The sequence below is a fragment of the Ruegeria sp. AB11 genome (assembly GCF_056536325.1).
Genome location: NZ_JBQFJO010000001.1, coordinates 1,552,417 through 1,570,209, shown reverse-complemented (window position 1 = coordinate 1,570,209; position 17,793 = coordinate 1,552,417). Strand labels below are relative to the sequence as shown.

The window sequence follows — 17,793 nt, the reverse complement described above, 5'->3', positions numbered from 1 at the left end:
TGTGCCTTTCGATCAGGTAGTGACAAATTCTCAAGGGAATGTGTAGGCGCACCGCCAAGAATTCACGATTCCGCGACGTTTCAGGTGCAGAAGGTGTTTGACTACCCCGCCCGAACCGCGCGAAACTACGAAAAAAAGACAGGGAGTTCACAAAGCCGATGTTACCTAGCGGCCAGACGGGTGGAAAACCCGCATGAGTGCGTTGTTGTCCGTTCGGAATCTCAGCATCGGCTTCGGCAAGGGTCCTTCCGTGGTTCAAGATGTCAGCTTTGATGTCGAGCCTGGACAGACACTTGCATTGGTTGGTGAATCTGGATCGGGCAAGACGATTTCGTGTCGCGCTGCTCTGCGCATCCTGCCCCGTACTGCTCAAATCCGTAGCGGTACGATTACCCTGAACGATTCCAGAGGCACGGCGGAGTTAACTCAACTCAGTGAACGTCAAATGCGTGACATTCGAGGCAATCGGGTGTCGATGATCTTTCAGGAGCCGATGCGCTCGCTCTCTCCGCTTCACAAAATTGGAAACCAGGTCAGCGAAGTTCTTTGGCTGCACCGCGGCGCATCTGAATCTGAGGCACGCAAAGAAGTACTGACGCAATTTGAACGGGTGGGCTTTCCCGACCCGGCCCGCGCCTATGACAGCTATCCGTTTGAATTGTCCGGTGGCATGCGACAGCGGGCCATGATCGCGATGGCGATGGTTTCCAAACCTGAATTGCTCATCGCGGACGAACCAACCACTGCGCTGGATGTAACAACTCAGGCGCAGGTTCTTGGGCTCATCAAAGAACTGCAGCGTGAAACCGGTATGGCGCTAATTCTGGTCACGCATGATTTGGGTGTCGTCGCCAACATGGCCGAGCAGGTTGTTGTCATGCACAAAGGTCGTGTGATGGAGGCCGGTCCAGCCGCCCTGATCCTGAACGACCCGGCGCATCCCTACACCCAGCAACTGTTCGATGCAGCACCAGAAATACCTGACCAGGATGCGGTGGGCATACCGATGCCCGATGAAGACCTGATATTGCAGATGACCGGGGTTTCGAAGACCTACACTATGCGGTCCAGCAAAGGCTGGAGAGCGGACAAGCTGATCCACGCCTGCCGCGGCGTCGATATGAAGCTGGCGCGCGGCAAAACACTTGCGATCGTTGGCGAAAGCGGATCGGGCAAAACCACCGCAGCGCGTATCGCTCTGGGCGCCGAATTGCCGGACCCCGGCGGAGAAGTGCTGTTCCGGACAAACAAGGAAGCCGATCCGCTCACAGTTCACAACATGACGCGCGCCGAGCGTACTGCCTTCCAGCGCAAGGCGCAGATGGTGTTTCAGGATCCGTATAGCTCACTTAGTCCCCGAATGCGCATTCAGGATGCGATGACCGAACCGTTGGAAATTCACCGCCTCGGAACAGTAGCAGAACAGCGCGATAAAGCAGCCGAAATGTTACAGAGGGTCGGACTGAACGCAGACATGCTCAAACGTTATCCGCACGCGTTTTCAGGCGGGCAACGGCAACGTCTGTCTATCGCCCGCGCGATGATGTTGGACCCGGCTTTGATCGTTTGTGACGAGCCTACTTCGGCCTTAGATGTTTCTGTGCAGGAACAAATTTTAACCCTGCTCGAAAACCTGCAAGACAGTCTGAACCTGTCTTACCTGTTCATCTCGCATGATCTCGCCGTTGTCGCGCGCATCGCTGATGAAGTTGCCGTAATGCGTCGGGGGCTGGTGGTTGAACAAGCCCCACCTGAAACTCTCTTCTATAATCCACGTCATCCTTACACAAAGGCATTGATTGCCGCCCAGCCTGAACCGGATATCAATCGTCCGATAGACCTGAAACTGGTTGCTTTGGGCGCGGGTTCGCCCGACAGTTGGGATGACGCCTTTCGATTTTCCGACACCGTGATACCCTCGCTGGTAGAGTTGGAGCCCGGCCATAAGGTACGTTGCCATGTTTAAGACCACTCATTGTTTGATTCTGGCGACCACGCTGGTCGTTGCAGCAGGGCTGCCCGCCACGGCAGAAATCCCGGCCAATCTTCAGGAAATCCCCTACTGGGAAGCCGAAGTTGAAGGTGGAAAGCTGCCACCTGTCGCCGACCGCATTCCGCATGACCCGCTAATCGTTGATCTGGCCGCAAAGGGGCGCGATTTCGGAACGCCCGGCGGAACATTGCGAACCATGGTTACCCGGTCCAAGGACATCCGCCAGATGGTGGTCTATGGCTATGCGCGGCTTGTCGGCTTTGACCATGAATACAACATCGTGCCCGATCTGTTGGCCTCTTTCGAAAACGAAGACAATCGCAAGTTTACCTTGAATTTACGCCCTGACCACAAATGGTCGGACGGCACTCCGTTTACGTCTGAGGATTTCCGATATTGGTGGGAAGACGTCGCCAATAACGAGTTGCTCAGCCCTTCAGGCCCACCTGATTTTTTGCTGGTTGAAGGTATGACGCCTACGGTAACTTTCCCTGATGAAACGACCGTCGTGTTCGAGTGGGCAAATCCGAACCCTGACTTTCTGCAATCTCTTGCACAGGCACGCCCACCGTTTATCTACCGCCCATCAGAATTTCTCAAAAAATACCACGAGAAGTTTGCCGATCCTGAAGAATTGGCTTTTCAGGTCGAAGACGCGCGGGTCAAAAGCTGGGCGGCGCTGCATAACAAGTTGGATAACCTGTACAAATATGACAATCACGAATTGCCCACATTGCAGCCTTGGCTCAATGCAAGCTCGGGCAAGAAAATCCGGCATAGCTTCATCCGCAACCCCTACTATCACAGGGTTGATTCAAAGGGGGTACAGCTCCCTTATATCGATGTGGTCGAGATGGAGATTGTTGCCCCAGGTCTTGTCGCGGCCAAGACTAACGCGGGTGAAAGTGACCTGCAAGGGCGCGGGCTGGCATTCCGCGACGCGTCGATCCTGAAAAAAGGCGAAGCGCAAGGAGACTACAAAACGCTCTTGTGGAAGACCGGAGTCGCATCCCAAATCGCCATCTATCCAAACCTGAACTTCGAAGACGAAGCCTGGCGCAACGTACTACGTGATGTGCGCGTCCGCCGGGCCCTTTCCCTCGCGATAGACCGCAAAACAATCAATCAAGCGCTCTATTTTAAGCTGGCCCATCCCGGCGCGATGTCAGTTTTGCCTGCGTCGCCATTCTATGACGAAGCAAATGCAAAGGCTTGGGCAGACTACGACGTCGATATGGCGAATGCGCTGTTGGATGAGGCTGGATTGACCGAGCGGGATAAAGACGGCATTCGCCTACTGCCTGACGGACGTCCTATGGAGTTGGTTATCGAAACTGCAGGCGAGAGGCAGGAAGTAGAAAATGCCCTCCAAATCGTTACAGATACCTGGCGCGAGATCGGTGTCAAACTTGTGATGCGCCCCCTGGATCGGGACATTCTGCGTAATCGGGTCTTCTCGGGCAACACGATGGCCTCAGTCTGGTTTGGCTGGGATGACGGCATCCCGCAATTGCACACCTCGCCTGCCTATCTGGCGCCTACCGATCAGGTCTTTCTGGCCTGGCCCAAGTGGGGGCAGTATTACCAGACAGCTGGAGGATCAGGCGAGCCACCAGACCTGCCCGAAGCCGAACTTCTCATGAAACTCGCGCATGACTGGGAAATCGCCACAACCGATGAAGAGCGCGCGGCAGTCTGGACTAAAATGCTGAAAATTCACGCGGATCAGCTGTATGCCATTGGTATTCTTAACGGCGCACCGCAGCCAATCGTTGTGTCAAACCGGCTGAAGAACGTGCCCGAACAGGCCATGTGGGCCTGGGAGCCCGGTGCGCATTTCGGCATTCATCGTCCCGACGAGTTTTTCTTCGCCGACTGATCAGGAGCAGCTAAATGGTCATGCTGCGCTATGCGGTGTATCGCTTTTTCACGATGCTGCTGACGCTGTTGGTGGTGTCGGTACTGATCTTCGTGATCATCAACCTTCCCCCAGGCGACTACCTCAGCAACCAGATCGCTGAGTTGCAGGCCTCGGGCCAGTCTGCGGGCGTGGCCAAGGCCGAGTTTCTGCGCAAAGAGTATTCTCTGGATCGTTCGTTGCCGGAACAATATCTGATCTGGATAGGCTTCTGGCCCGGCCCGCACGGGTTCGAGGGCCTCTTGCAGGGCAATTATGGCTGGTCATTCGAATTTGACCGCCCCGTGCGCGAGATCGTGGGCGATACGCTCTGGTTGACTGTCGTGGTTAATCTGGCTGCCATTCTATTCGTCTATGCTGTGGCCTTGCCGCTGGGCGTTCTTGCGGCGGCCAAATCAAGAACATGGATCGATTATACTTCTGCTTTTGTTGGGTATCTGGGCCTTGCGACGCCAAACTTCCTGCTGGCGCTGATACTTTTCTACTACGGCCATCGCTACTTTAACCTGCCAATTGGCGGCCTGATGGACCCTTCCTTTGAGGGTCAACCGATGAGCTGGGACAAGCTGAAATCCATTCTTGTTCACCTGATCGTTCCGACCTTCGTTATCGGCACCTCGGGCGCTTCGGCAATGATGCAGCGCCTGCGTGCCAACATGCTGGATGAGTTGGGCAAGCCTTATGTTGAAACCGCTATCGCCAAGGGGATGGCCCCGTCGCGGATGTTGACGAAATACCCGCTGCGGGTGGCCTTCAACCCCTTTGTTGCCGATATTGGCAACCTACTGCCTTCGATGGTTTCAGGTTCGGTTCTGGTCTCGGTTGTTCTGGGTCTGCAAACCATCGGGCCAACATTGCTGACCGCACTTAAAACACAGGATCAGTTCCTGTCTGCTTTCATTCTGATGTTCGTGGCCTTGCTGACGCTGATCGGTACCATGATCTCGGACATCCTGCTGGTCATGCTTGACCCGCGCATTCGGTATGAGGGGCGAGAAGCATGAGTGAACGCCCCGATGGTCGCTATGTCGACGAAGCCCCGTTTGATCCGCAAGCCTCGCTCCAGCAGCTTGAGCGTGCAGATCTCGATGCCCCAAATTGGGTCTTAGTCTGGCGCAAGTTCAGAACACACAAGCTGGGTCTGATTTCAGGTATATTCCTGCTGTTGTGCTATCTGATGCTACCCTTCGCGGGATTCATCGCCCCCTATGGACCGAACGACAGAAACGGTGAGCACCTCTATGCCCCACCCCAGTCTGTCAACTGGTTCCACGAGGGCGAATTCATAGGTCCTTATGTCTATCCCATTGTTGCAGAAGCGGACCTTGAAACCTTCCAATGGAAGTTCGTACCCGACACAGAAGACCCGCGCCCGATCCGGTTCTTCTGTGAGGGCTCCGAGTACAAACTGGCAGGCCTGATAAAATCCGACACCCACCTGTTCTGTGCACCTGAAGGCGCCACGCTGTTCCTATGGGGCTCCGACCGCTTGGGACGTGACGTCTTCAGTCGAATTCTTTACGGCGCCCAATTGTCGCTGACCGTAGGCCTGATCGGCATCTCAGTGTCTTTCTTCCTCGGCATCCTGTTCGGATCGATGGCCGGGTATTTTGGTGGGCGCATAGACTGGGTCATAAACCGTGTGATCGAAATTCTGCGTTCTCTGCCCGAACTCCCACTTTGGCTGGCTTTATCTGCAGCCGTGCCTTCGAATTGGAGTCCTGTTGCTGTCTTCTTCATCATCTCGATCATTCTCGGTATACTCGACTGGCCCGGCCTTGCCCGATCCGTACGCGCCAAATTCCTTTCGTTACGGGAAGAGGAATATGTTCGCGCCGCCGAGATGATGGGCGCAAGCTCGGGTCGAGTGATCCGCAAGCACCTGCTTCCGAACTTCATGTCGCACCTGATTGCCTCAGCCACACTGTCGATACCAGCGATGATCCTTGGAGAAACCGCGCTCAGCTTCCTTGGTCTAGGCCTGCGCGCCCCGGCGGTCAGCTGGGGGGTCATGCTAAATGACGCGCAGAACCTTGCTTCGATCGAGATTTACCCGTGGACGGCGATTCCGATGCTACCAATCATCGTAGTCGTGTTGGCCTTCAACTTCCTTGGCGACGGACTGCGCGACAGTCTGGACCCCTACCAGCAATGAGCCTGCTATCCGCCCTCCCTTCAACTGACACATATCGGGTCAACGGGGAGGGTGCGCGGCCCAGCGCTTTTGCAGTCTCGGAACTGGCAACGGCCAGTTTTGCTGCTGTTGGTCAGGAAATGTCACGCCTTGTTACTGCGCTCAACCTGTCGCCAGAACCGCCGGATGTTTCCGTGGACCATCGGTTGGCTTCTCTATGGTATGGCTTCTCATTCAAACCCGACGGATGGGACATGCCCAACCTTTGGGACGCGATCGCAGGAGACTATCAGGCCTCAGATGGCTGGATCAGACTGCACACCAATCTGCCGCATCACCGCACTGCTGCTTTGAAGGTACTCGAGGTCAACCCTGATCGGTCATCGGTTGAACGCGCGATCCGAGACAGAACCATTTCGGAACTCGAAGCCGCAATTGTCGCCGAGGGTGGGGTTGCTGCCGCGATGCGCAGTCGTGCAGAATGGCATGACCATCCGCAGGGACGTGTACTCGCACGTGAACCATTGATCGGCTGGCAAGGCCCACGGAATATCAAGCTACGCGACCGGCCACAGGCGACCGTCGAGCGCCCCCTTGCAGGGCTACGCGTGCTCGACCTCACACGAATACTGGCAGGGCCGGTTTCTACAAGAACACTTGCGGGTTTTGGGGCCGAAGTCCTTAGGATCGACCCTCCTGGCTGGGATGAGCCCGGCGTCATTCCTGACATCTCACTGGGCAAGCATTGCGCCTATCTGAATCTGAAATCGCCCGCGGGAATTGGACAACTTCAGGAACTTCTCAAACAAGCTGATGTATTTGTTCATGGGTATCGCCCCGGTGCCCTAGACGCGCTTGGCTTGGCTAAATCCACGCGTGATCAGCTTGCCCCCAACAGGGTCGAGGTCACATTGGACGCCTATGGCTGGCAAGGCCCTTGGGCGACACGCCGGGGTTTTGACAGTTTGGTCCAAATGAGCGCCGGTATCGCGCACGCAGGAATGGAATGGGCGGGGGTCGACGAGCCAACCCCGCTACCTGTGCAGGCACTCGATCACGCGACTGGATACTTGATGGCTGCTGCTGTTCTTTCGGCTCTGGCCGAGGCTGCATCCGGTCAAGCGGTCATGGATGCCCGACTTTCACTTGCACGCACCGCAGAACTGCTCGCGACTCTCGCCAAAAGCGATACTGAAGTAGATATCACCGGTGCGTTACTTGCAGATTATTCAGATGTGCAAGAACATTCCGGATGGGGAGCAGGTCACCGTTTGAACCCAGCACTGACTGTAGGCACTTCCAAGATGCGATGGTCTCTGCCCGCCTCAAAGCTTGGATCATCAGAACCAGTCTGGCCTTCACTCGCCACGTAGACCAACCGCCGCGCGGAGCGCGGCCCCGCCCAACGTTTTGTATGGCGTCTCATTCGAGACGCCGCTCAAAGAGGCGGGAGCCGCCTTAGCGATCGTCGCCGCCGGGCCCGATATCATCCAGATAATCCTCGTCAATCGCAGCCTGAACAGCGCCTGTAACCGCTTCGCGCTGCTTTGGCGTTAAGTCTTCGGCCTCTTTGCCGTCTGCCAACCTTACGGTGACCTCGCGATGCGCGAACCGGATACCTTCGCGGGCAAACAGTTCACGGATATCTTGATATACTTTCTTGCGCACCAGCCACTGATCGCCTGGTTTGGTCATGAACTTGACCCGGATAATCATCGCCGAATCCTGCATCTCGATCACACCCTGAGATTTCAGGGGCTGGATAAAGTTTTCTCCGATCACCGGATCACTCAACAATTCCTGACCCAATTTTTTGATCAGCTTCCGTACTTTTTCGACATCCGTGTCATACGTCACACGCAACGGCAGCTTCATGATCACCCAATCGCGCGAGTAATTGGTCAGCACCTTGATCTCACCAAAGGGAATCGTGTTGAGCGCGCCCAGATGGTGTCGCAACTGGAAGGACCGAACCGAGATCTTTTCAACCGTTCCCTTCACATCGCCGATATCGATATATTCACCCTTACGGAATGCATCATCCATCAGAAAAAACGCACCCGAAAAGATATCGCGCACCAGCGTTTGCGACCCGAATCCTACGGCCAATCCTACAACACCGGCACCCGCAAACAGCGGGCTGACATTGATCCCGAGTTCCATCAATACAATCAGCGCGATAGTGACAACGACCACAGCCAGGATGGCACCGCGAAACAGGGGAAGCAAAGTCGCAAGCCGGCTCTGTCCACCTTCGCCCCCTTCGTCGCCGAGCTCGGCATCGGCGGCACCATCGTCAACCTCTTCTGCAATCTTGCTGTCGATCCAGACCCGGAAAAAATGAAACAGAATGTAGCCGATGAACAAGATCACCATCACATCAAGCGCTCGCTCGATGGGCAGATCATCGCTCCAGTTGGCTTGCGGATTCCAGATCACGACCAGCGCATATAGCCCCACCACAAAGGCCAGAATACCGGCCACCCTTCGGGCAAGATCTTCGTAGGTCAATATGGCATGTTTGCGCTTTTCAGCCTCGGGTGTGACAAGCGCTGCAGCCTCACCTGCCTCGGCTTCATCTGCTTCGGTATTCAGTTCCGCGATCTGACGATTGCGATCAAAGTAGCGTTCCAGCAGATAGTTCATCGCACCATATGCAACGACCACTGACATGAATATTGCATAGCTGCTGGCTACGATCGGGACGGAATCCTCGATCTCCAAAACCAGATCAACTGCAAGCTTGAACCAGCTGAACACAATGTAGAGCATCAATACCGGCGCCCAGGCGAACGAGATAAATCGTAATATCCACGAAACTTGTTCGGGCATACGCCCGCCACGGATCGCATGAGAAATCGCGCGGGCATTGAACAGTATCATTAAGAGATTGCCCAGCGCACCGGCCAGTGTCAGGCTGCCATAAACCAAAGCATAAACATTGTAGTTCAGCCCAAAATCCGCAACCCAAGTCGAGAAAAGCACGACCGAGATATCAAACGTCGCGATTGCCGACGCCCACCGGTATAGCCGCTTGGCGTCCCGATCGGAAAACGGGGGCAAACGGTACTGGCTGAGAAACGGTGACAAGATCATCCGCCACAAGTCCGCAACCGTGCGCGACAGGAAGAACGCAGTAAAAATCGCGGTGACAGTGAACTGAATGGATATATCCTCGGCTTCGCCGAAAAACAGATAACCCACGATCAGCGCCATAAGCATCGCAAAGATCGTCCCACCGATGCCCATTACGAAGCGGTAAACCAAGAAAGGCATTTTATCGCGATAGCCAACGGGGTTTTCCTTGATGCGGGCAACAACCCAGCGCTTGGCGATACGCTTTCCGTAAATCTCGGTCGATAACCAGCGTCCCAGCAGAAGAAAAACAATGTTCCAGGCCAAGACCTCGAAATAGGTCTGAATACGGCCATCCGGGCTGGTTTGTCTCAGAACATACTGCACCTCAAAAACCGAATACGGAAGCGCTTCTAAACGCGAGCGCACAGATTCCCGAAATTTCGAGAACCGCTCCTGAGCCTTCATCAGTTGAGACCCTTCCGCCATCGGGTCAGCAACCTCTGGATCGGATGTTGCCCCGCCATTATTGGCTGACGAAACCACCTGTCCCGCGCTGTCGATTACGATGACACTTGCACCAGCGTCAGAAGCCGCGCGGATCGCAGCTGCCAGATCGCCCTCTTCTGCCGAACTTGATGTGCTGGTTTCTTCGGACGATCCAATTGGATATCCCGGGATCAGCGAGGTTTGTGCCTCTGCTCCGGGTACGCATGCAAGCATTGCGGCCCAAAGCACCAGAAACAGCCCGGCCAGAATATTCGTTTTCATAGTGTCTCGCACCCAAATCACAGTTGCCGGCAAGACTACAGAAGCTTGGTCTGCTGTTCAAATCATCCGCGCACGCAAAGGCATCTTTGCGTGAGGCCAGTGGCCTCGGCGCAAACGTCTGGATAAGGTATTTTCAAGCAACCAAAAATTGAATATGACGGCCTGAGCCCTAGGATCGCACGCAATCTTGTTCATTGCGGGCAATCGCCAACAAAGGGGCCGCGTCACATTGACGACAAGGTAACGAATATGCTGTTGCCAATTCGCAATGTTTGGCGCATTTGCAGGGAAAAATTCCCACCTTTTGCGCGCAGGCGCGAATGAAATAGGATACTCAGGTGCAAACGCGCGGAGTTGCATCGGAACCGAAACAGGCGAAGGCATGAGCCGAGGTAACAAAAACGAACATCACGGCCGCGCGCCTCGTATCCTGCTATACAGTCACGACACGTTCGGTCTGGGCCATTTGCGCCGGTCTCGAGCTTTGGCGGCAGCGATTACACAGGCCGATCAACGCGCTTCGGCTTTGATCTTGACCGGCTCTCCGGTAGCGGGTCGTTTTACTTTTCCACGACGGGTCGACCATGTTCGCCTGCCTGGCGTCACCAAACGCTCGGACGGTTCTTACGCCTCACAAACCATTGGCATGGGGATTGATGATGTAACTGAGCTGCGTGCAAGCCTTATCCAAACGGCTGTCGCGCAATTTGACCCGGATGTTCTGATAGTCGACAAAGAACCGACCGGGTTTCGCGGAGAATTGTTGCCGACGCTGGAATATCTTGAGAGCTCGGGTTCGACCAAGCTGGTTCTGGGTCTGCGCGATGTTCTGGACGAACCCGATGTACTGGCCGCCGAATGGGAACGCAAAGAAGCGAACTCGGCAACCGAGCGTTTCTACGATGAGATCTGGGTATATGGCTTGCGCTCGATCTATGACCCGACCCAAGGTCTACCCCTCAGTCCGGCAGCGCAACAACGCATGCACTGGACCGGATATCTAAGGCGTGATCTGGGGCCTGTCGGCGAGCCCCCCAAGCAACCTTATATCCTGATTACGCCCGGCGGTGGCGGCGATGGTAAAGCGATGGTCAACCTCGTGCTGTCCGCCTATGAGAAAGACCCGGACCTTTCTCCTCGTGCCGTGCTGGTCTATGGGCCATTCCTGTCAGGTGAATTGCGCGAGGATTTTGAAACCCGCGTCGCCGCACTTGATGGCCGGGTCACAGCTGTAGGCTTTGAATCTCAGATCGAAACGCTGTTCGCCGGAGCAGCCGGTGTGGTCTGCATGGGCGGCTACAATACCTTCTGCGAAGTACTGTCCTTCGACAAACGCGCGGTCATCGTCCCGCGCACAACACCCCGTCTGGAACAATGGATACGCGCTTCTCGCGCGGAAGATCTGGGACTGGTGCGAATGCTCGATGAAAATCGTGACGGTCTGACGGCGGACGCGATGATCCACGCGATCCGTAATCTTCCCCTTCAGCCATTGCCGTCGCAAGCCATAAGCGCCGGTTTGCTAGATGGTCTGAACTACGTCACCCATCGCATCACCGCACTACTAGCCGCAGAACAAGAGCGCGCGACAGGATGACCAAAACACACCCCAGGCTTGCGGTGCTAGTCAAAGGCTGGCCGCGCCTGTCCGAGACGTTCATTGCCCAAGAACTCGTTGCCTTGCAGGAGGCTGGCCACAACTTCGATATCTGGTCTTTGCGCCATCCGACCGACGCCAAGCGGCACCCGCTGCATGATCGTTTCAATGGGCAAGTACGCTATCTGCCAGAATACCTTAATGACGAACCGGAACGGCTTGCCGCTGCACGCGCCGTCGCTTCGGGTTTGCCTGGATACCCAGAGGCATATCGGGTCTGGCGGCAAGACCTGCGCCGAGACCAAACCCATAACCGCATTCGCCGGTTCGGACAGGCCTGCGTGCTAGCTGCCGAGTTACCTGAGGAAACGCAAGCGCTGTACGCGCATTTCATGCACACGCCATCGTCGGTCGCCCGTTACGCTGCGATCATGCGCGGCCTGCCGTGGAGTTTTTCAGCGCACGCCAAAGATATTTGGACCTCGCCAGACTGGGAAAAGAAGGAAAAACTACATCTGGCGAGCTATGGAGCCACTTTTGGGGCAACCTGCACCGCCATCGGTGCAGCGCATCTGCGCGAATTGGCTGATGATCCTGCGCGCGTTGAGTTGATTTACCACGGTCTGGACCTGTCCCGTTTTCCGACCCCTCCTGAGCGTGGCCAGCGGGCGGCCGACGCACCCTTTCATATGCTTTCAGTCGGGCGGTTGGTCGAGAAAAAGGGCTTTGATCGCCTTATCGACGCGTTTGCTCTGCTCCCTGACACTTTGGACTGGCACTGGACCCATATCGGTGGCGGGACACTGGCCAATAAACTGAGTGTACAGGCCGATGCCGCAGGGCTGTCAGATCGGATCACCTGGATGGGTGCATGCGACCAACCTGAAGTCATTGCAGAGATGCGCCGCTCTGACCTGTTTGTGCTGCCCAGCCGGATTGCTGAAGATGGTGACCGAGATGGCTTACCGAACGTGCTGATGGAGGCGGCGTCTCAGCGCCTTCCGATTTTGTCGACGCCGATATCGGCGATCCCAGAGTTCATCGAAACTGGCGTCCATGGAATTCTATCGCACGACGACCCGGCCTCTTTGGCCTCCGCCATTTCCAACCTTGCCCAGAACCCGGCCAAAACCGCGCAAATGGCAGAGGCAGCGTATGACCGTTTGATCGCCGACTTTCGTATGGATCCGGGCATACATCGCCTGTCCGAGCGGTTAAACGCATTGTGCACGGATGGTCGGTGATGGCTCGGGTGGCTTTTTATGCGCCGATGAAATCCCCCGACAGCCCCAAGCCTTCGGGCGACCGCGAAATGGCACGCAACCTGATCACTGCAATCCGCGCCCAAAACAACATTGTTGAACTCGCATCAGAACTGCGGATTTACGACAAGAAGGGTGAGCACGCACTTCAGAATCAATTGCGAGATAAAGCGATGGTCGAAGCTACGCGGCTGATCGCGGAACTGCCATCGGACACGGACCTTTGGGTGACATATCACAACTACTACAAAGCGCCGGATCTATTGGGCCCCGCAGTATGTCGCGCGCGGGGTATCCCATATGTACAACTGGAAAGCACCCGTGCCACCAGTCGGCTTTCTGGTCCATGGGCCGGGTTTGCCCAGTCGGCGCACGACGCCTGTGATGCCGCGCAGATAATATTTTATCACACAGCCAACGATCTGATCACACTAAAGCGCGAGAAATTCGGCGCACAAATATTGGTAGAATTGCCCCCGTTTCTACCTGTTGCTGAATTGCCTTCCGCATCTACCCCCGATGGTCCGATGTTGACTGTGGGTATGATGCGTTCCGGGGACAAATTGGCCTCGTACACGATTTTGGCCAAGACGCTGGAACATCTCAACGGCGATTGGTTACTGGACATAGCAGGCGATGGCCCTGCCCGCCCCAAGGTCGAAGCGCTGATGGCGCAGTTCGGGTCCCGCGTCAGGTTTCTGGGTCAGCTTGATCGAGGCACATTGCAAGAGCACTACCGTCAAGCATCGATGTTTGTCTGGCCCGGCGTCAACGAAGCCTATGGCATGGTCTATCTTGAGGCCCAGGCCAGCGGTGTTCCGGTCGTGGCACAAGATCGCCCCGGCGTGCGTGATGTACTGATGCCCTCTGATCATCCCAATGTAAGTTCGGGCACCAAAGGGCTGGCCGCTCGTATACAGTTGCTCTTGGATGATCCCGACCTTCGGCGAACCGAGGGTGATCGCGCCCGCGCCTACATCGCGCAACGCCATCTGATCCCGTCGGCGACGGATCGGTTCTGGACTGCCGTGCGCCCCTTGTTGGAGAAAGAAGAATGACCCGCCTCGCCCTATTGCGCCACGGACATACCGAATGGAACCGCGCTGGTCGCATTCAGGGTCGCAGCGACATTCCCCTGGATATTGATGCCCGTGCCGAGCTTGCGGGATATTGTCTGCCATCGCCGTGGAACACTGCTTCGATCTGGTCCAGCCCGCTAAGTCGCGCAGCTGAAACCGCTGAACTTGTATCTGGCAAAGCCCCCAAAACATCCAAAGCCTTGACCGAGATGAACTGGGGAGATTGGGAAGGGCAACGCGGCGTGGACCTGATCGCGATTCCCGATAGCGGCTATCGTCATATTCAAGAGTGGGGTTGGGATTACCGACCACCTAACGGTGAAAGCCCGGCAGAACTTTGGGCAAGAATCGCACCTTGGATGGATGGCCTGACGGGCGACAATCTTGCCGTCTGCCATATCGGCATCATGCGGGTGATTTTGGCCAAGGCTTGGGGCTGGAACTTTGCAGGCCCCGCCCCGTTCAAAATCAAACGCAACAGGTTATTTGTCATCGAGTTGAATCCGATGCGGGCCCAGCCCGAACCCGTCCGCCTGCTTGCGCGTGAGGCTTGAAAATGAAGGTGATGATCGTCGTTACCCACCTGTTGGGCACCGGGCATCTGAGCCGGGCACTGACATTGGCGCGCGCATTCGCTGATCAGAACCATGAGGTTCTTGTCGTTTCCGGAGGTATGCCCGCACCGCAGCTGGATACGACCGGGATGTCTCTGCTGGGTTTGCCGCCGCTGAGGTCGGATGGCACCGATTTTACCCGATTGCTAGATCAGGATGATACCGTTGCAGACGCCGCCTATTTCGAAGCACGCGCAACCGGACTGGTTCAGGCAGTACGCAGCTTCGGGCCGCAGGTTCTGATCACCGAGCTATATCCGTTTGGACGACGTTCGCTCGCAGCAGAGTTCCAAGCGGCAATAAAAGCCGCGCGGGGGATATCTCGCCCCCCTGTTATACTGAGTTCAATCCGCGATATTCTTGCGCCGCCATCAAAGCCTGCAAAAGCGATCCGAACGGACGAAGTTATTGCAGAGTTTTATGACGGCGTTCTGGTCCATGCCGACCCTCGGATCACACCGCTCGACATCAGTTGGCCTGTTTCACCGCAGCTGGCGGCACGGCTGCACTACACGGGTTTCGTCGCACCAAGCGCACCGCCAAGCCATCCGGAGGGTACAGGTCGGGACGAGATCATCGTAAGTGCCGGTGGCGGATCAGTTGGCCAACCGATCTTTCAGGCGGCCATTGAGGCCGCCCGAAAGATGCCCAACAGGCGCTGGCGCCTGTTGGTGGGTGGACAGGACGCCAAAGCGCGCATCGCCGAGCTTTCGCAGTTGGCCGAGGGGAGCACGGTTATTCTGGAACCCGTTCGCCCCGATTTTCGTCAAATGCTTCCGCTTGTTGCGGCCTCGGTTAGTATGTGCGGCTACAATACAGCCATGGACCTGCTGCAATGCGGTGCCCCTGCTGTGTTGATCCCATTTGACGACGGCAAAGAGGTCGAGCAGGGATTGCGTGCGCGGGCACTTTCGCAATTGGATGGGGTTGAGGTGCTGAACAGTTCTGAACTATCCGGACCCTCACTTGCAAACGCTCTGGAGCGTGTCATGTCGGGTGTTGCTCGTCCTCAAATGTCTGAAGGGTTTGATGGCGCCCGCCGATCGGTGGAAATTGCGACAGACTTGTATGAGGCCCGTCGATGAGCCCTGATTGGCAACCCTTGATGATTGAGTTGCAGCGCTGGGAAGAAGCGGATTTGACGCTACCCTTGTGGTGGCGCGATGACGACGCGATCTCGGTGACGCCACAGCTCGAAAATCTCACCTTGATGTCCGTTGAGCTGGGCCTGCCGGTCCATCTGGCGGTGATCCCGCGCCCAGCTGAGGTGTCATTGGCGGATTATGTGCGTGATCAGACCGCCTTAATCCCGGTTGTGCATGGCTGGGCGCATCAGAACCACGCACCCATAGGTGAAAAGAAAGCTGAGTTCCGTTTGCACCGACCAATCGAAGCCATTGTTTCTGACGCAAGGGCCGGACTGACTCGGCTACAGAATCTGTTCGGTGATCAGTTACGCCCGATGTTTGTGCCACCTTGGAACCGGATTGATCCTGAAGTTACAGCTCATCTCCGAGGACTGGGTTTTCGGATAGTATCGACCTCAACACCTCGGAAAACACCACTCGCCGCTCCTGGTCTCGAGCAGGTAAATACGCATCTCGATCCTATCGACTGGCGCGGAACTCGCGGCTTGGCTGACCCGAATACGCTGATTTCGCAGGTGGTCGTGCTGCTACAGGATCGACGCACCGGGCGAGCAGACAATGCAGAAGCATTTGGGGTGTTGACGCATCATCTGGTCCATGATCAGGACATCTGGACGTTTACGAAAGACCTGTTGCACAGGCTGCTTGATGGGCCAGGAATTCCTTGGACTGCGCCATGCAACGAAATTCTAGGAGAACCCGAATGAGTCGACTGGATTCCATGCTGCGACGCCTGACCGCGCAACGCGACGGGTTGAATTGGGCCGCTGCACAGATCGACGCCATGGACGGAGATGTTCTAGACTTGGGGCTGGGCAATGGACGTACCTATGACCATTTACGCGAGATCCTGCCTTTACGCCGAATTTGGGTAATGGATCGCGTATTGCAATGCCATCCTGACAGCACGCCTCCTGCAGAAGATTTTCTGCAAGGCGAAGCGGAACCGATGTTACTGAAATTGGCGGAAGCTGGCCATATTATCGCACTAGCGCACTATGATTTTGGTCGCGGGATCAAGTCAGACGACGTTGCCGAAGCAGCCCGCCTGAGCCCTCTGGTCAAACAGGTGATGTGCCCCGGCGGCTTGCTGATATCAGGACAACCCCTGGTAGGTTTCACCCCGATACAGGGCCCTGAAACCATCGCACCTGATCGCTATCTGTTTTATCGCGCCTGATGCAACTTCATATGCTGCTCCAAGCGATCAACAAGCAATTTGGTCACCAAAATGAGCAAGTGTACCGTACTTTGGGGATGCTGGTAGCGGAGGAGACTGCCAAACTAGCTTCTCATGTGATTTCTGAAATTCTCACTTCATTCTGTAAACTAAGAAAAATATCCAGCTTTTCGTCCTATCCTTTTTCATCCCATCTCGCACTGTCTTATGTTTTTTGATCGGTCAAATGATGGGACAGAAAAACGGTGCCTTCTCTTACAGTACGAAAAGTTCAAAGCCTCAAAGAGCCGGGGATGCATGGCGATGGAGGCGGTCTGTATCTGCGCATTGGCAAAGCCGGGGTAAGTCTTGGATACTTAGGACCGTCGTATACGGGAAAAGAAGAAACCTAGGGTTGGGGTCCGCCTCGTTCGTCAGGCTGGCCGAGACCAGAGAGTTAGCGCGTGAGTAAAGAAAAGTGGCTCGGTCTGGCAGCGATCCGGATGCCGTTAGAAAACGGGAAACGCTGACGTGTCGCGAAGCCGCCCTGCGCACGCACGCATATCTGCTGCCAATGTGGCATAGCAAACGGTATGGGGAAATTTGGCTTTTGGCGATTGAGAGATATGCCTTTCCTAGCTTGGGGGACCGACAAATTTAGACCATCGGGACATCTAGTCTGATGGCCGTGCTACAACCGATTAGTAGGGACGTATTCTCGGGAGAAGATGTAGAAAAAATGCAAGCGTTCACTAACGATGCTATGCGGTGGTTAGATAAGAGTTTGTAGAGGGATTAAAGCCAAAGGGAAATCTTCACGGCATCTACGCCGGATTTCCGCCTCCTCATCGGTAACCCGCCTAAACGCTCCAATTCAGACTATTACATCTCTATGTGGGCGACCTGTGCTCTGATGGCGCTACACAGAGCCACATCCGAAATGCTGGAGTACTCTGAGATTTGGGTCGCCAGCGTAAACACTGGCTGCTCCTGCAAAATTGGTCCGGTCAGACGTGAAATGGGCGGCCAGCGCCGCCCAAAAT

The 17,793-nt window shown here is 55.8% G+C and carries 13 protein-coding genes; 12 read left to right on the top strand and 1 reads right to left on the bottom strand.

Translation table 11 applies throughout. The features are described from left to right. Positions 1 to 193: 193 nt before the first annotated feature. Genes ACR3EJ_RS07950 through ACR3EJ_RS07930 form a run of 5 tightly spaced genes read left to right on the top strand, consistent with a single transcriptional unit; the run spans position 194 to position 7,418 of the window. On the top strand, positions 194 to 1,966 hold the full coding sequence (locus ACR3EJ_RS07950) for an ABC transporter ATP-binding protein (RefSeq protein WP_170477635.1): 1,773 nt from the start codon (positions 194 to 196) through the stop codon (positions 1,964 to 1,966). Next, on the top strand, positions 1,959 to 3,872 hold the full coding sequence (locus ACR3EJ_RS07945; RefSeq protein WP_170545700.1) for an ABC transporter substrate-binding protein: 1,914 nt from the start codon (positions 1,959 to 1,961) through the stop codon (positions 3,870 to 3,872). Before ACR3EJ_RS07950 ends, ACR3EJ_RS07945 begins: the two co-directional genes overlap by 8 nt. A 14-nt stretch (positions 3,873 to 3,886) precedes the next feature. Continuing rightward, positions 3,887 to 4,915 (top strand): ABC transporter permease, encoded by a 1,029-nt coding sequence (locus ACR3EJ_RS07940; RefSeq protein ID WP_010437945.1) that lies wholly within the window; start codon positions 3,887 to 3,889, stop codon positions 4,913 to 4,915. Continuing rightward, on the top strand, positions 4,912 to 6,066 hold the full coding sequence (locus ACR3EJ_RS07935; RefSeq protein ID WP_170477642.1) for an ABC transporter permease: 1,155 nt from the start codon (positions 4,912 to 4,914) through the stop codon (positions 6,064 to 6,066). Before ACR3EJ_RS07940 ends, ACR3EJ_RS07935 begins: the two co-directional genes overlap by 4 nt. Then, a complete protein-coding gene (locus ACR3EJ_RS07930) occupies positions 6,063 to 7,418 on the top strand; it encodes a CoA transferase (RefSeq protein ID WP_170545703.1) in 1,356 nt (451 codons plus the stop codon). The genes ACR3EJ_RS07935 and ACR3EJ_RS07930 overlap by 4 nt, the downstream gene beginning before the upstream one ends. Positions 7,419 to 7,503: 85 nt before the next feature. Here the strand turns inward: ACR3EJ_RS07930 and ACR3EJ_RS07925 are convergent, their stop codons facing one another. Further along, the gene (locus ACR3EJ_RS07925) at positions 7,504 to 9,891 is read right to left on the bottom strand and encodes a mechanosensitive ion channel domain-containing protein (protein ID WP_170545708.1); all 2,388 of its coding nucleotides are present in this window, start codon (positions 9,889 to 9,891) and stop codon (positions 7,504 to 7,506) included. Positions 9,892 to 10,273: 382 nt separating this feature from the next. Here ACR3EJ_RS07925 and ACR3EJ_RS07920 point away from each other — a divergent pair, with 382 nt between their 5' ends. Genes ACR3EJ_RS07920 through ACR3EJ_RS07890 form a run of 7 tightly spaced genes read left to right on the top strand, consistent with a single transcriptional unit; the run spans position 10,274 to position 16,771 of the window. Continuing rightward, the gene (locus ACR3EJ_RS07920; protein WP_170545710.1) at positions 10,274 to 11,488 is read left to right on the top strand and encodes a hypothetical protein; all 1,215 of its coding nucleotides are present in this window, start codon (positions 10,274 to 10,276) and stop codon (positions 11,486 to 11,488) included. Continuing rightward, positions 11,485 to 12,732, top strand: coding sequence for a glycosyltransferase family 4 protein (locus ACR3EJ_RS07915; RefSeq protein ID WP_170545712.1), 1,248 nt, complete (start codon positions 11,485 to 11,487; stop codon positions 12,730 to 12,732). Before ACR3EJ_RS07920 ends, ACR3EJ_RS07915 begins: the two co-directional genes overlap by 4 nt. Next, positions 12,732 to 13,808, top strand: coding sequence for a glycosyltransferase family 4 protein (locus tag ACR3EJ_RS07910; RefSeq protein WP_170545715.1), 1,077 nt, complete (start codon positions 12,732 to 12,734; stop codon positions 13,806 to 13,808). Before ACR3EJ_RS07915 ends, ACR3EJ_RS07910 begins: the two co-directional genes overlap by 1 nt. Next, positions 13,805 to 14,383, top strand: coding sequence for a histidine phosphatase family protein (locus ACR3EJ_RS07905; RefSeq protein ID WP_170545718.1), 579 nt, complete (start codon positions 13,805 to 13,807; stop codon positions 14,381 to 14,383). The genes ACR3EJ_RS07910 and ACR3EJ_RS07905 overlap by 4 nt, the downstream gene beginning before the upstream one ends. A gap of 2 nt (positions 14,384 to 14,385) precedes the next feature. Next, a complete protein-coding gene (locus ACR3EJ_RS07900; RefSeq protein ID WP_170545723.1) occupies positions 14,386 to 15,528 on the top strand; it encodes a glycosyltransferase in 1,143 nt (380 codons plus the stop codon). Beyond that, entirely contained in the window at positions 15,525 to 16,298 is a 774-nt protein-coding gene (locus tag ACR3EJ_RS07895) for a polysaccharide deacetylase family protein (protein WP_170545726.1), read from the top strand. The genes ACR3EJ_RS07900 and ACR3EJ_RS07895 overlap by 4 nt, the downstream gene beginning before the upstream one ends. Continuing rightward, on the top strand, positions 16,295 to 16,771 hold the full coding sequence (locus tag ACR3EJ_RS07890; protein ID WP_170545729.1) for a class I SAM-dependent methyltransferase: 477 nt from the start codon (positions 16,295 to 16,297) through the stop codon (positions 16,769 to 16,771). Before ACR3EJ_RS07895 ends, ACR3EJ_RS07890 begins: the two co-directional genes overlap by 4 nt. The last annotated feature ends 1,022 nt before the right edge of the window (positions 16,772 to 17,793 follow it).

Bases quoted from the DNA above. Each gene is read 5' to 3' on its own strand.
- ACR3EJ_RS07950 (WP_170477635.1), top strand. From the start codon at position 194: ATGAGTGCGTTGTTGTCCGTTCGGAATCTCAGCATCGGCTTCGGCAAG.
- ACR3EJ_RS07945 (WP_170545700.1), top strand. From the start codon at position 1,959: ATGTTTAAGACCACTCATTGTTTGATTCTGGCGACCACGCTGGTCGTT.
- ACR3EJ_RS07940 (WP_010437945.1), top strand. From the start codon at position 3,887: ATGGTCATGCTGCGCTATGCGGTGTATCGCTTTTTCACGATGCTGCTG.
- ACR3EJ_RS07935 (WP_170477642.1), top strand. From the start codon at position 4,912: ATGAGTGAACGCCCCGATGGTCGCTATGTCGACGAAGCCCCGTTTGAT.
- ACR3EJ_RS07930 (WP_170545703.1), top strand. From the start codon at position 6,063: ATGAGCCTGCTATCCGCCCTCCCTTCAACTGACACATATCGGGTCAAC.
- ACR3EJ_RS07925 (WP_170545708.1), bottom strand. From the start codon at position 9,891: ATGAAAACGAATATTCTGGCCGGGCTGTTTCTGGTGCTTTGGGCCGCA.
- ACR3EJ_RS07920 (WP_170545710.1), top strand. From the start codon at position 10,274: ATGAGCCGAGGTAACAAAAACGAACATCACGGCCGCGCGCCTCGTATC.
- ACR3EJ_RS07915 (WP_170545712.1), top strand. From the start codon at position 11,485: ATGACCAAAACACACCCCAGGCTTGCGGTGCTAGTCAAAGGCTGGCCG.
- ACR3EJ_RS07910 (WP_170545715.1), top strand. From the start codon at position 12,732: ATGGCTCGGGTGGCTTTTTATGCGCCGATGAAATCCCCCGACAGCCCC.
- ACR3EJ_RS07905 (WP_170545718.1), top strand. From the start codon at position 13,805: ATGACCCGCCTCGCCCTATTGCGCCACGGACATACCGAATGGAACCGC.
- ACR3EJ_RS07900 (WP_170545723.1), top strand. From the start codon at position 14,386: ATGAAGGTGATGATCGTCGTTACCCACCTGTTGGGCACCGGGCATCTG.
- ACR3EJ_RS07895 (WP_170545726.1), top strand. From the start codon at position 15,525: ATGAGCCCTGATTGGCAACCCTTGATGATTGAGTTGCAGCGCTGGGAA.
- ACR3EJ_RS07890 (WP_170545729.1), top strand. From the start codon at position 16,295: ATGAGTCGACTGGATTCCATGCTGCGACGCCTGACCGCGCAACGCGAC.